This is a genomic window from Ferriphaselus sp. R-1 (genome assembly GCF_000746095.1).
Lineage (GTDB): Bacteria > Pseudomonadota > Gammaproteobacteria > Burkholderiales > Gallionellaceae > Ferriphaselus.
The window spans coordinates 38,283-51,633 of record NZ_JQKP01000016.1 but is presented as its reverse complement, the minus strand read 5'-3'; the positions used below and the strand labels follow the sequence as shown (position 1 = coordinate 51,633).

Below are 13,351 nucleotides of genomic sequence, written 5' to 3'. Positions count from 1 at the left end.
CGGGCGAGTGGCAATCGAGGCGGCGTATGCCCCCCTAGGGGGGTGAAATCTCTACGACTCGAACACAGGGGACCGGACGCCTGCCCAAATTTTTGTGCGTGCAAAATGAAAAACTTTTTTTGTGGAAATCATGGCCGGACGAAAACCCCTTCCTGTTGCGATCAAGAAGATCAAAGGGACGTTACAGAAGTGCCGCACCAATCCGCGTGAACCAAAACCCACAGGCGTGCTGTGCTCGCCACCCGAATACATGTCGGAAGGTGCGAAGGAAGCGTGGCACTACGCAGTGGAGAACTCACCGCCCGGCTTGCTGTCGGCACTGGATGGCGCGGTGCTGGAACGCTGGGCAAACTGCTCCGGCATGTACCGCGAGGCACTGGCCAAGATCAACCAGACTGGTGTGTCCGGCATGCTGGTCAAAACCCCCAGCGGCATCTTGCGGCGCTCGCCGCTGATGGACGTGATCCGTGACCTTGCGCTTGAGATGAAAAGTTACGAAACCGAGATGGGCTTCACCCCGGCATCGCGCTCGCGTGTCACGCTGCCCTCGGGTAGTTCTGAACCGGCTGATCCATGGTCGGAGATCGCAGGCTGATGGCGGCGCGCAACTATGCTGCCATCGCCCGCCAGTATGCTGAATCCGTTGTCGCCGGAGAGACATCCGCCTGTCGTTGGGTGCAACTGGCCTGCCAGCGGCAACTGAACGATCTGGCCAAATTTCGTGGCAAGGGCAGTCCGTACCGCTTCAACCCGAAGCTGACGGATCGAACCGGCAAGGCCTACTACCCTGCCGACAACCTGTGCGCCTTCATCGAACGGTTGCCGCATGTAAAAGGGCCGCTGGCCGGTGAGTCGATCAAACTGGAGCCGTGGCAGGTGTTCATCCTCGCCACCGTGTTCGGCTGGGTCAAACCAAATGGCCGTCGCCGCTTCCGGCGTTCCTACATCGAGGTACCGCGCGGCAATGCCAAGTCGACACTTTCATCGGCAGTGGCACTGTACATGCTGACCGCCGATGGTGAAGGCGGTGCCGAGGTGTACAGCTTGGCCACCACCCGCGATCAGGCGCGCATCGTGTTTGGTGACGCGCAGACCATGGCGCGCAAGTCCGCTGGGTTCCGTAGCCGCTTTGGTGTGAACGTCGGCGCGCACAACATGAATGTGCTGACCAGCGGCTCCAAGTTCGAAGCACTGTCGGCGGAAGGTTCGACCCTCGATGGTCTGAACATCCACTTCGGTTGCGTCGACGAGTTGCACGCGCACAAGACGCGCACTGTCTATGACGTAGTAGAGACCGGCACGGGCAAGCGCGACAACTCGCTGCTCTGGGTCATCACCACCGCAGGCAGCAACCGCGCAGGGATTTGCTACGAGGTGCGCACCTTCGTCACCCGACTGCTTGATGGTGTGTTCGAGGATGAAAGCCAGTTCGGTATCGTCTACGGCATCGATGATGGTTCCGAGGTCGACTGGACATCCGAGTCTGCCTTGGTCATGGCCAACCCGAACTGGAACATCTCGGTGCGTCCTGAAGTGTTGTTGCCGCTGCAAGCCAAGGCGATGCAGATGCCGAGTGCGGTCAACAACTTCAAGACCAAGCACCTGAACGAGTGGGTCAATGCCGACACGGCATGGATGGACATGCGCGCTTGGGAAGCCTGTGCTGATGCCACGCTCGATCTGGATAATTTTAGCGGCCAGCCCTGCTGGATCGGTCTGGATCTGGCAAGCAAGACCGACATCGCAGCCCTGATGCTGGTGTTCCAGCATCCGCATATTGCCGGTGGCTATGCCGTGTTTGGGCGTTACTACCTGCCGGAAGACACGGTGAATTCATCAAGCAACAGCCAATACTCAGGCTGGATGCGTGCAGGTAGGCTGACGGTGACACCGGGCAACGTGATCGACTTCGGCTGGATTGAGGCCGACCTGATCGACTTTGCTTCCCGCTTCGAGATTCAGTCGGTGGCGTTCGACCCGTTCCAGGCCACGCAACTCTCCACCCGCATGATCGCGGAGGGCTTGCCGATGCTGGAGGTGCGCCCCACTGTGCTCAATTTCAGTGAACCGATGAAGACGCTGGAAGCGCTGGTCCTGCAAAAGAAACTCATCCACGACAGCGACCCGGTGCTGGGCTGGATGGCTTCCAACGTGGTGGCGCATCTGGATGCCAAGGACAACATCTATCCGCGCAAGGAACGGCCTGAGAACAAGATCGACGGCATCGTGGCGTTGATCATGGCGATCTCCCGCGCGATTCTGCCGGGTGATGCGGTGGTACTGGATAGCGATTACGAATTGATGATGCTGTAACCAACTTTGACTGGAATTGGCGAATGGGGATGTTTGATTTCTTGTCGCGCTGGCGTGCATCCAGCAGCGACCGTTCGCCATGGGGTGACTTTTGGTTTGAGCCGGTCGCAGCACGCAGCAGTAGCGGCATGCGTGTCTCGGCAGATGCTGCACTGCGTTTGTCTGCGGTGTATGCCGCCGTGCGCATCCTGTCGGAAACCATGGCCTCTCTGCCTTTCGTGTTGTATCGACAGCGCGCCGATGGCGGCAAGGAACGCGTGACCGAACACTGGCTATATGACCTGTTTGCCAAGCGTCCGAACCGCTTTCAAAATCCGTTCGAGTGGCGCGAAATGCTGCAAGGCCATCTGGCGTTGCGCGGCAATGCCTACAACCGCATCGTGTCGAATGCGCGCGGTGAGATCATCGAACTGATGCCGATCCATCCTGATCGGATTCGCATGGAGTTGCTGCAAAACGGTGACTACCGCTATCGCGTGACCGACCGGCTGGGGAATGAAACGGTCGTGCCGCGCGGCGAGATATGGCATCTGCGCGGTCTGTCCTCCGATGGCCTGCTGGGCATGAGTCCGATCGAACTGGCACGCGAAAGCATCGGCATGGCACTGGCTGCTCAAGATTACGGTGCACGCTTCTTTGCCAACGATGCCAAGCCCACCGGTGGTTGGATCGAGTTTCCGGGATCGTTCAAGGATAACGATGCCAAACGGGTGTTCCGCGAGTCGTATCAACAGGCACAGTCGGGAGCCAATCGCGGCAAGGTGCTCGTGCTGGAAAACGGCATGAAGTTTCACGAGGTCGGTGTGACCAACAAGGACGCGCAGTTCCTCGAACTACGCAAATTCCAGATCACCGACATCGCGCGGCTGTTCCGCGTGCCGCCACACATGATCGGCGACCTGGACCGCGCCACCTTCAGTAACATCGAACAGCAGAGTCTCGAATTCGTCATGCACACCATGACCCCGTGGGCTGAACGCTGGGAGGCCAGCATCGAAGCCGACCTGCTGCTTGATGACGACAGGCTGGAAGTGGAATTCGACTTCGCCAACCTGATGCGCGGCGATGCCGCCAGTCGCGCCGGTTACTACCAGAGCGGCATTCAGAACGGCTGGCTGACCCGCAATGAAGCACGCATCGCAGAAAACCTCGACCCGATCGACGGACTGGACGAACCGCTGCGACCACTCAACATGGTCGAGAACTCCGATGCCGAGGAAACCGAAGGCGAAACTGAACCAACCAAACAACCCACAGCACCTCAATCACCCGCTGATTCAGAACAGAAAGACGCCGAAGATGAAACGTGAACTCCTGCTGGCCGAGTTTCTGGCCACACCATGGGCAATGATGCCTGAGCGACTGGCTGCCGTAACCTCGGTCATGAACCGATGGTCACGCGGTGATGCCGCCACCCAAGCCGCACTGGAACAGGTCGCGGCAGATCAGTCGGCACGCAACGCGCGCCGCCAAGCGCTGGCCAATTCGGCTGGCAACGGCATCGCGGTATTGCCACTGTATGGCGTAGTCACCCAGCGCGGCAACATGGTCGACGACGTATCCGGCCCCGGCAGTGTCAGCACACAACTGTTTGCTACGGCCTTGCGCGATGCCATTGCCGATCCTGCGGTCGGCAGCATCCTGATCGACATCGACAGTCCCGGCGGCAGTGTCTATGGCGTCGCGGAACTGGCCGACGAGATCGCTGCAGCCCGTAGCCAGAAACCGGTAGTCGCCATTGCCAACAGTCTCGCCGCTTCCGCTGCCTACTGGATCGGCGCACAGGCTACAGAACTCTATGTCACACCCGGAGGTGAAGTAGGCAGCATCGGTGTGTGGCAGGCGCACTTTGATTATTCCGAAGCGATGGCGGCGGAAGGCGTAAAGCCCACACTGATTTCGGCGGGCAAATTCAAGGTCGAAGGTAATCCCTACGCACCACTGGATGACGAAGCCCGCTCGTTCCTGCAATCGCGAACTGATGATTACTACGCCGCCTTCACCAAAGCCGTCGCAAAGGGACGTGGTGTCGCCATCTCGCAGGTGCGTGAGGGTATGGGTCAGGGTCGGGTATTGGGTGCCGATGCCGCACTGGCCGAGAACATGGTCGATGGCATCAGCACCTTCTCCGATGCCATCAGAAAGATGCAGCGCGATGCAAAATCATCGAGGCCAAAGGCATCCCGCCTAGCCATCGCCTGCCGCGAACTGGAAATTATGTAGCAAACCCCGCGAGTAATCGCACCTCAAATCTGACCGCCCTCGTGGCGGTTTTTTATTGCCCGCCTCGTGCGGGTTTTTTATTTGGAGAACCCAAGCATGAGCAAACAACTACGAGCGTTGCAGGCACGCAAGAGTGCGCTGGTCAAAGAGGCCCGCGCATTGACTGAACTGGCGGCAACCGAATCCCGCGACATGACCGATGCCGAGGTCACCGCCTTCGATGCGCTACGCGGAAAAATCGATGCGGCCTCGGCATCCATCGACCGCGAAGCCGCCCTGATCGCCGAAGAGGCACGTCTGTCGGCAAGCAACGCCCTCGGCGTGGTCGTCACCGACAACCGCGAACTGGACCCCAAGCGCGGCTTCGCCAGCATCGGCGAATTCATGCAGGCCGTGTATCTGTCGCAGAAACCCGGCAAGTCGATGGATGAACGCCTGTTCATTGGCGCTGCGGCACCGGCCAGCTTTGGTAACGAGAGCACCGGTCAGGATGGCGGCTTTTTGGTGCCGCCCGACTTCTCCAAGGAGATTTTCCGGCTGAGTTTGGGCGAGGATTCGCTGATGCCGCTGACCGACAACGTCGAGATCACGGCAAACAGCATGGCCTTCCCCAAAGATGAAACCACGCCATGGGGTACCAACGGCATTCGCGCCTACTGGCAAGGCGAAGCAGCGGCAGCCAATGCCACTAAGCCGGTGATGGGTCTGGCCACATTGCGGCTCAAAAAGCTGATGGCACTGGTGCCGACCACCGACGAGTTGCTGGACGATGCCAGTGCCCTGACCAGCTACCTGCCGGACAAGGTCGCCACCTCGATCCGCTGGAAGACCAACGAATCCATCCTGTTCGGCGCAGGCAACGGCATTCCGATCGGCTGCATGAACGCTGGTGCCGTGGTGACGGTAGCAAAGGAAACCGGTCAGGCCACACAAACACTGGTGCCGCAGAATCTGGCCAAGATGATCGCGCGCCTGCCGCCGGGTTCGTTCGGCAACGCGGTATGGATTATCAACAACGATGTGCTGCCCGCGCTGTTCACGCTGTCGCTTGGCAACTACCCGATCTACCTGCCCAATGGTCTGACGGTCGGCGGTATCCAGGTCTCACCCTACGGCACCTTGCTGGGTCGTCCGGTGATCGTGTCGCAGCACGCCAACACCTTCTCGTCGCAAGGTGACGTGATGCTGGTGGACCTGTCGTACTACCAGACCATCACCAAGGCCGGTGGCTTGCAAACGGCGACCTCGATGCATCTGTATTTCGATGCCGATCTGACCGCATTCCGCACCACCTTCCGCATGGATGGCCAGTCGAAGATCGCCAGCGCGATCGATCCTGCCAAGGGCAGCAGCAAGCTGTCGCCGTTCATCCAACTGGCCGCACGCTAACCAGCGACTTGGCACTCGTCGGTTGAGTGCTTAGTCGATTGGCTATGCAAAGCTAATCGTTAAACCCCTATCGGGCGGGACAGGCTCCCGCCTGAACTTTTACAGGAGCTTCCAATATGTTTCCCAACGCAAAAGGCAGCGAACTGCTGTCCATTCTTGCCACCATCGATCCGGTCAGTCAGGCAGTTGGTACCGTCACCACCGGCTGGATTTCGGTGGCGAATTTCCATGCCCTCATGGCCATTCTTGAAACAGGTGCGCTGGGCGTAGCAGGTACCGTGGATGCAAAACTGCAGCAGGCACTGGATGCCGCCGGTACCGGGGTGAAGGACATCACCGGTCGTGCCATCGTGCAATTCACCCAGGTGGGCGGTGGCAGTGCCAAGCAGGCTCTCCTCAATCTGAAACCCGAAGATCTGGATATCGCCAATGGCTATGGATTCGTGCGCCTGTCGATCACGGTCGGTGTCGCCGCCAGTGTGGTGGCAGCGCAAATCATCGGCCTCAATCCGCGTTATGCCGATGCGGATGCCTTCAACCAATTGGCTGTAACGCAGATCATCTACTGATAACGGAGACAACTCATGACCCGTCACATTCGCTTCACCGAAAATTTCCACGCCGTCGATGGCGCGGGCAACAGCAGCATCAAATACCGCGCCGGAGAAACTTATCCGGCGACAGAGGAAACCGAACGTCTGACTGCCAGCGGCATCGCGGAAGCAGTTGAGATTTCCGACGAGCTCACTCCTGCGACCGATGCGGTTGATGCGCCCGCCGCTGATACCACCACTGCCGACACCCCTGTGAGCTAACCCATGCCATTGCAACTCGTCACCCCACCCGCACTGGAGCCGGTCACCCTCAGTGAAGCGCGCCTCCACCTGCGGGTGGACACGGCAGACGACGATCCATTGATTGGTGCGCTGATCTCGGCAGCCAGAGTGCACGCGGAGATGTTGACCGCCCGGCAGTTTCTGCCCGCACGCTGGCGTTTGGTGCTAGACCGGTTCACGCCGATGGTCTTACTCAACCGTTCACCGGTCGTGAGCGTGGTCAGTGTGCGATACCTGGACATGGGCGGACTTTGGCAAATCATGCCCCCAACAGACTATGTCGTGGAGTCGAGTTCCGAACCGGCACGCATCACGCCTGCCTTCGGCAAGATTTGGCCGCCCACCTTGCCGCAGATCGGCAGCGTAGAAATCCTGTTTGATGCTGGCTATACCGATGCCACCAAGGTGCCGGATGGCATCAAGCGCTGGATGTTGCTGCGTGTTGGTAGCCTGTACCAGCACCGCGAGGAAATGAGTGTGTTGCCTGCCGGGCGTATCGATCCGCTGCCATTCGTGGATAGCCTGCTCGACCCGTACCGGGTGGTGACCTTGCTATGAGCGTGCGTGTCTCGGCAGGACGTCTGGATCGTCGCATCACGCTCCAGCAAAAAACCATCACGCGCGGCAATCTGGGTGGGCATCAGGAGGTGTGGACGGATATTGCGACCGTGTGGGCAGAAGTGCGCGAGCTGTCCGGTCGGGAAATCTTCAATGCCAAGGCGGTCGGTAGTTCTGCCACCCGCATGATCACCCTGCGCCACCGCGCTGACGTGCATGCGGATCAGCGCGTGATGTTTACCGATGGGCGCATTGCGCGTATCGAATGGCTGCGCCGCACCGAGCGCCACGAATATCTCGAACTATATTGCCTCGACCTCGATGACTGACCTCAAGATTAACGGACTCGCCGAACTGCAGAAGCTGCTCGACGAACTGCCTGCGCGTATCGAAGCGAATGTCGTGCGCGGCGGTGTACGTGCCGGAGCACGGGTGATAGCCGAGGAGGCCAAACGTCTGTGCCCGATCGGCGGTGTAGAAAATAGTACCCGCACAGGCGAGCAACCCGGCGCATTGCGTGATTCGATTCGGGTATCGGCCAAGTCGCAGCGAGGCCGTGTCACCGCCACCATCAAGGCCGGTGGCAAAAACGGTGTGTTTTACGCAGGCATGGTCGAGTACGGCACGGCCCGTCACCTGATCAAGCCGAAGAGTCGCAAAAGCCTGCTCCTTGCCGGTGTCGCGCGCGAAGCGGTCCAGCATCCCGGTGCCAAAAAGAAACCCTTCATGCGTCCGGCACTGGATGGCAAGGCTGCCGATGCGGTGGAGACCATGGCCGATTACGCGCGTACTCGCCTGCCGCTCGAAATCGAGAAGATGAAATGAAAGCCGAAACCGTCATCAAGTCATTGCTGGATGTATCAGTTGATCTCACTGCACTGGTTGGCACGCGCATCTATCTGGATACCCGGCCCGAGGCGGACTTACTGCCTGCCGTGGTGTTCGAACTGATCAGCGATCGACCGGACACACCCGCCTTCCCCGGCACGAATAGCGAGATGTGCACGGCGCGCATGCAGGTGAACTGTCTGGCACGAACGGCAGAATCGGCTGTTGCCCTACGCGAAGCCGTCAAAGCCGCCTGCCATCTGCATTACGGCGTGATCAATGGCATCGCGGTCACCGCCTGTTTGCAGGACCAGTGCGGTGCCGACAGTTACGACGCACTGGTGGACATCTACACCAAGCCGGTCGATTTCATTTTGCGCTACCTGCGCTAACTTCAAAAGGAATAACCCATGGCCAAAACCGACCCTGCCACACCCGTGGCAGCCATCGACGCGTCTGCAGTAATTGATATCTGGTTCACCGATCTGCTGGCAAGCCTGCCTGCACTTCGCGAAACCGACACCTACAACCTGCTGCGGGCGGCACTCGACGATCTCAAGGTGCGATTGCAACCCGCCGCACCTGTACCACCTACCCTTTAATTTCAGGAGACAACCACCATGAGTCTGACCTTTGGTAGCGGATTTCTGTACGGCATCAATGCCGCCGCAAACTCGACGCCGATCAAACTCGGCAAATTGCAGGATGTGTCGTTCGACTTCTCGTTCACGCTGAAGGAACTGCGCGGACAGAGCCAGTTTCCACTGGATGTGCGACGCGGTTCCGGCAAGCTCACCGGCAAGGCCAAGTTTGCCGAACTGAACGGGCGCGCACTGAACGACCTGTTCTTCAGCGGCACCTCGGCGACCGGCCTGCTGCTCTCGGCAGTGAACGAAATCGGTACGGTCACCACCGCCACCGTGACGGTTGCCAATGCCGCCACCTTCGATACCGATCTGGGCGTGGTGTATGGCGCAACGGGCCTGCCGCTGACCAAGGTAGCGAGTGCACCGGCTGCCGGTCAGTACAGCGTGTCGGTCACCGGTGTGTATACCTTCAACACCGCCGACAATACCAAGCAGGTGCTGATCGACTACCTGTACAACGCGACCACCGGCGGCAGCAAGATCACGCTGGGCAATGCGTTGATGGGCAACACGCCAACCTTCATGGGCGTGTTCAGCGCACAGGTCGGCGGCAAGACCAACACCCTGAAACTCAACTCCTGCACCTCGTCGAAACTGGCGCTGGCAACCAAGCTGGAAGACTACGCGATCCCCGAAATGGACTTCGAGGCGATGGCGGACGCAACCGGCTCTCTTGGCATCTTCTCTGTGGCGGACTAATCATGATCAACGGTAAAACAATCACCCTCTCGGGGCGCGAGTTTGTCGCCCCTCCGGTCAACTGGGCCACCTTCAAACAGTTCAAGACAGAATTTGCCGAAATCCAGAAGGGAACGTGGGTGCCGGATTTCGATGTCATGGGCACCATCATCCTGCAGGCGTTGCAACGCAACTATCCGGAACTGACCGAAGCGGAACTCGGCACGCTGCTCGACATCGGCAACATGGGACAGGCGTTCTCGGCGGTAATGAATGCCAGCGGTTTTGAGGATCGCACGCCGGGGGAGGTGCACGCGGCGAGCTCATCGACTGGGACGAACTGACCGCGCACATCGCCATGAGTACCGGTTGGTCGTGGGACACCATCGACCGGGAAATGGACTTGATGCGGCTTGCCGCGCTGAATCATTACTGGGACAGACATCCCCCGCTACACCTGATGGTACAAAGCTATCTGGGCATCAAGCCGGTGTCGCGTAGTTCCATCTCCCGACAACGAGAAGCGGATAACACGGAGCGGGATGTTCAGGAATTTGCCGAAATGTTTACTGCAGCAGGTGGAATTAGCGCTTGAGGTCGCGGTAGAAGTTCTCGTGAGAACCTATGGCTTCCAGATAGACCAATTGAACACCTTCATCGAGCGTGTAGCCCAGCAGATAGAGCTGTCCTTGACTACGGAATTTGTAGACTAACAAATCGGCGAGATCACCTTTTTTACGCTCGCCGATGGAAGGTTTGTCAGCAACCAGCTCGACCGCATTATCAACATCTGCCGCGACGTTATCGTGTAGTTTCTTGTACTGACGGGCAAAGCGCCGCGTCTGTTCAACGGCGTAATTCATGCACGGCGACTGCGTGGCACGAATGGTGTTGCCTGATCGCGCGGCTCACGCATTGAAGCCAGAGCTTCCGCCACAAAACTCACTGGCAAATCTGGATTGTCGAGCGATGCACGACCGACCATGGCCCAATACTCAATCTGCCCTGCGATTGTGCGGTGCTCAACCTGCGCTTCGGTGCGCGCCTGCTCGTACAGCGTGTCGTCGATTCTAACTGGCATACCCATCATGGCTCTCCCAATAACATTCACTACAAAAGTAGCAACATTGTAGACTTGAAAGACTGAATATGGCAACCACCATCGGCACCCTCGAAATCGAGATGGCCGCAAATATCGCACGTCTGTCTGCCGATCTCGGGGCCGCACGCAATGAAGTCAACCGCACCATGGGTGAAATTCAGCGTTCGGTGTCCAGCATGCAGGATGGCATCCAGTCCGGCATGAACGGTGTCACGGCAGCGTTTGGCAAGGTCAATGTTGCCATCGCAGCCATCACCACGGCACTGGCCGGAGGTGCTGCCTTCAAGAGTGCCGTGGAAGAAACGGTCAACATGACCAAAGAGGCCAATGCGCTGGGCAAGTCACTCGGCATTTCGGCGACCGAAGCGTCCATCCTCAACATCGCACTGGGTGACATCTACCAGTCCAGCGATACCATGCTGGCCGCCAACAAGGCGATGACGAAGCAGTTGGTCAGCAATGAGGACGCGTTCAAGTCATTGGGCGTGGCCACCCGCGATCAGAACGGTCACTACCGCAACAGCCTGGACATCATGCTGGACGTAAACGGACGGCTGCTCGCCTTCCGCGAAGGCACGGATCGCAATATCGAAGGCATGAAGGTATACGGCAAAGCGTGGGGCGAAGTTCAGGGTATCCTGAAACTCAACACCGAGTTGATGGAAGCCTCCCGCACCAAAGCGCGCGAACTGGGGTTGGCCGTCGGCGCAGAAAACGTCGAAGCCACAGCACGCTATCGCGCCGCCATGAATGACGTGGGCGATGTGATCTCGGCGGTCCGCAAAACCATCGGTGATGCGATGCTGCCGCGCCTGACCGAAACCGCCAACTGGTTCGCCAATATCGGGCCACAGGCGGTCGAAGTCATGCGCACCGTGATGGAAACTTTCGTATCCGTTTCCAGCAGCGTGAGTACCGTCGTTTCTGCCGCATGGAATGCCATTGTCGATGTCTTTGCCACGGTGGTCGAGGCAGTCAAAGCGGCACTTGGCGATGGCAGTCCCTCGATCTCCGGCATGCAGTTGTTCAAGAACATGTGCGCCGTAGTCGAGATTGCGGTCATCGCCCTGCGCACCGGCTTTCAGGAGTCGTTCGCCGCGATTGGTCTGGCTGTTGAGCTGGTCGTGATCGGTCTGAAGGAGTTCGGCCAGATCGCTGCCGCCGCCCTTCGTCTCGACTGGGCCGGTGTGAAGCAGGCATGGGCCGATGGTTCGGCAGCGGCTGCCGAAGCGGTCGAACGCAATGCCACGCGTATGTCCAAAGCCGCCGCTCAGGCTCGTCAGGATATGGGCGCTGCCGTGGAGCGTGCCTATGCCGATCCTAAGCAACCTACACCCACTCAGGCTAAAACCGGCGGCCAGCAATCGTCCGGCAAATCCGACTCAGGCACAAAACCAAAATCGCGTATCAAGGATTTTGAGGCCGGACTGGTCGAACTCAAGGCCGCACGAGATCGCGAGAATGATCTCAATCACACATTTTTTGAATTCTCCAAGGAACAAGAACGCGCCTACTGGCAGAACATTCTGCAGACACGCAATCTGTCCAAGGAGGAGCGGATTGCCGTAGAGCACAAACTGCTCGATGCCTCGCTGGCCGTACACAAGGAAGCAGCACAGGCCCAGCAGGAAGAAATCAAGCGCCAGATCGATGCCACCCGCGCAGGATCGCTCGAGCGTGTTCAGCTCACCATGCAGGCCGCCGCCAAGATCGGTGAGCAATACGGTCTGGAAAGTCGGGAGTATCGCAAGGCGCAGGATGAGGTGCGCCGTGCCGCAATCGAACGTGCCAAGGAAATCGAAAAGCTCGAACAGATGCAGGTCGATGCCAGACGCAATGCCAGCCTGCACGGCCTTGCCATGGAACGTGACCGGCTGAGTCAGTCCAAACAACTCGGCGACATTTCCGGCGCGGAAGAACTGGCCGCACTGCGCGATCTGGAAGAGCGCAAATACCGCATCGAGCTCAAAACTGCCGAAGATCGTGCCGCGCTGGTTGCGGCTGACCTGATCGCATACCAGCAGGCGATGGACAAGATAGCCCAGATCAAACAGCAGCATGATCTGGAAATGCAGCGCAACAGTGCGGCGATAGCGCTGGAACAACGTCAGGAAGCGCTGCAAATGTTCCAGCCCTTCACCAACGCCTTCGAGAAAAGCATCAACGGCATGATTCAGGGCACGCTCACCTTCAGTCAGGCGATGCGCAACATGGCGCAGTCCATCGTGCTGGAGTTCGTCAACATGGGTGTGAAAATGGTGGCGCAATGGCTGGCTGCGGAAGCTGCCAAGACACTGGCTTCCCGGACTGGCACGGCGGTGCGCAGCACACTGGAACAATCTGCCGCCGTCGCCAGCAAGTCGATCGCGGTCACCAGTGCCAATGTGGAAATCGGTGCCAAGGCTGCCGGTGCAGCAGCAGGTGCGGCGCAGTCGCAAGCATCCATCCCGTTTGCCGGATGGGGACTGGCTGCCGCCGCGTTTGCTTCGGTCATGGCCTTGGTGCTGGGCGCGAAGAGTGTTGTCGCATCGGCTGCTGGTGGTTTTGATATTCCGGCGGGTTTGAATCCGATGACGCAGTTGCACGAGCGCGAGATGGTGCTACCTGCCGAGCATGCGGACACGATTCGTGGCCTGTCCGGCACGGGCGGACAACAACCCATCAACATCCAGTTGAGCACGTTCGATACCCAAGGCGTAAAGCGCTTTCTGATGGACAACGGCAACGTGATCGCCGATTCCCTGCGTGCGCAGGCCAGAAACTTCAAAACCGTCTAG

General features: G+C 59.0%; 18 protein-coding genes. 16 read left to right on the top strand and 2 right to left on the bottom strand.

What is annotated here, in order from left to right:
• The first annotated feature begins 130 nt into the window (after positions 1–130).
• The 15 genes from DM08_RS09860 (at position 131) to DM08_RS12910 (ending at position 10,067) form a co-directional block, all read left to right on the top strand.
• Positions 131–595 (top strand): phage terminase small subunit P27 family, encoded by a 465-nt coding sequence (locus DM08_RS09860; RefSeq protein WP_081908854.1) that lies wholly within the window; start codon positions 131–133, stop codon positions 593–595.
• On the top strand, positions 595–2,313 hold the full coding sequence (locus DM08_RS09855) for a terminase large subunit (RefSeq protein ID WP_035384494.1): 1,719 nt from the start codon (positions 595–597) through the stop codon (positions 2,311–2,313). The genes DM08_RS09860 and DM08_RS09855 overlap by 1 nt, the downstream gene beginning before the upstream one ends.
• A gap of 29 nt (positions 2,314–2,342) precedes the next feature.
• The gene (locus DM08_RS09850; RefSeq protein WP_161780283.1) at positions 2,343–3,623 is read left to right on the top strand and encodes a phage portal protein; all 1,281 of its coding nucleotides are present in this window, start codon (positions 2,343–2,345) and stop codon (positions 3,621–3,623) included.
• The gene (locus DM08_RS09845) at positions 3,613–4,536 is read left to right on the top strand and encodes a S49 family peptidase (RefSeq protein ID WP_035384493.1); all 924 of its coding nucleotides are present in this window, start codon (positions 3,613–3,615) and stop codon (positions 4,534–4,536) included. The genes DM08_RS09850 and DM08_RS09845 overlap by 11 nt, the downstream gene beginning before the upstream one ends.
• A gap of 96 nt (positions 4,537–4,632) precedes the next feature.
• Positions 4,633–5,925: a phage major capsid protein gene (locus DM08_RS09840; protein ID WP_035384492.1), complete on the top strand. Its 1,293-nt coding sequence runs from the start codon at positions 4,633–4,635 to the stop codon at positions 5,923–5,925.
• A 116-nt stretch (positions 5,926–6,041) separates the two neighbouring features.
• The gene (locus tag DM08_RS09835) at positions 6,042–6,494 is read left to right on the top strand and encodes a hypothetical protein (protein WP_035384491.1); all 453 of its coding nucleotides are present in this window, start codon (positions 6,042–6,044) and stop codon (positions 6,492–6,494) included.
• Positions 6,495–6,509: 15 nt separating this feature from the next.
• The gene (locus DM08_RS09830; RefSeq protein WP_035384490.1) at positions 6,510–6,740 is read left to right on the top strand and encodes a hypothetical protein; all 231 of its coding nucleotides are present in this window, start codon (positions 6,510–6,512) and stop codon (positions 6,738–6,740) included.
• A 3-nt stretch (positions 6,741–6,743) separates the two neighbouring features.
• The gene (locus DM08_RS09825) at positions 6,744–7,319 is read left to right on the top strand and encodes a head-tail connector protein (RefSeq protein ID WP_035384489.1); all 576 of its coding nucleotides are present in this window, start codon (positions 6,744–6,746) and stop codon (positions 7,317–7,319) included.
• Positions 7,316–7,648, top strand: a complete 333-nt coding sequence (locus tag DM08_RS09820) for a phage head closure protein (protein WP_051938094.1) — start codon at positions 7,316–7,318, stop codon at positions 7,646–7,648. Before DM08_RS09825 ends, DM08_RS09820 begins: the two co-directional genes overlap by 4 nt.
• Positions 7,641–8,144: an HK97-gp10 family putative phage morphogenesis protein gene (locus DM08_RS12340; RefSeq protein ID WP_051938092.1), complete on the top strand. Its 504-nt coding sequence runs from the start codon at positions 7,641–7,643 to the stop codon at positions 8,142–8,144. The genes DM08_RS09820 and DM08_RS12340 overlap by 8 nt, the downstream gene beginning before the upstream one ends.
• Positions 8,141–8,539, top strand: a complete 399-nt coding sequence (locus DM08_RS09810; protein WP_035384488.1) for a tail completion protein gp17 — start codon at positions 8,141–8,143, stop codon at positions 8,537–8,539. The genes DM08_RS12340 and DM08_RS09810 overlap by 4 nt, the downstream gene beginning before the upstream one ends.
• A gap of 18 nt (positions 8,540–8,557) precedes the next feature.
• Positions 8,558–8,749: a hypothetical protein gene (locus DM08_RS09805; RefSeq protein ID WP_035384487.1), complete on the top strand. Its 192-nt coding sequence runs from the start codon at positions 8,558–8,560 to the stop codon at positions 8,747–8,749.
• Positions 8,750–8,767: 18 nt separating this feature from the next.
• Positions 8,768–9,493: a hypothetical protein gene (locus tag DM08_RS09800; protein WP_035384486.1), complete on the top strand. Its 726-nt coding sequence runs from the start codon at positions 8,768–8,770 to the stop codon at positions 9,491–9,493.
• A 2-nt stretch (positions 9,494–9,495) separates the two neighbouring features.
• Positions 9,496–9,816, top strand: coding sequence for a hypothetical protein (locus DM08_RS09795; protein WP_035384485.1), 321 nt, complete (start codon positions 9,496–9,498; stop codon positions 9,814–9,816).
• A gap of 14 nt (positions 9,817–9,830) precedes the next feature.
• Positions 9,831–10,067, top strand: coding sequence for a hypothetical protein (locus DM08_RS12910; protein ID WP_152555821.1), 237 nt, complete (start codon positions 9,831–9,833; stop codon positions 10,065–10,067).
• Here the strand turns inward: DM08_RS12910 and DM08_RS09790 are convergent.
• Positions 10,057–10,335, bottom strand: a complete 279-nt coding sequence (locus tag DM08_RS09790) for a type II toxin-antitoxin system RelE/ParE family toxin (RefSeq protein ID WP_035384484.1) — start codon at positions 10,333–10,335, stop codon at positions 10,057–10,059. The two genes, DM08_RS12910 and DM08_RS09790, sit on opposite strands and share 11 nt — an antisense overlap.
• A complete protein-coding gene (locus DM08_RS09785; protein WP_237560265.1) occupies positions 10,332–10,562 on the bottom strand; it encodes a ParD-like family protein in 231 nt (76 codons plus the stop codon). The genes DM08_RS09790 and DM08_RS09785 overlap by 4 nt, the downstream gene beginning before the upstream one ends.
• Positions 10,563–10,621: 59 nt before the next feature.
• On the opposite strand from DM08_RS09785, the gene DM08_RS09780 reads away from it, so the two are divergent.
• Positions 10,622–13,351: a hypothetical protein gene (locus tag DM08_RS09780; RefSeq protein WP_035384483.1), complete on the top strand. Its 2,730-nt coding sequence runs from the start codon at positions 10,622–10,624 to the stop codon at positions 13,349–13,351.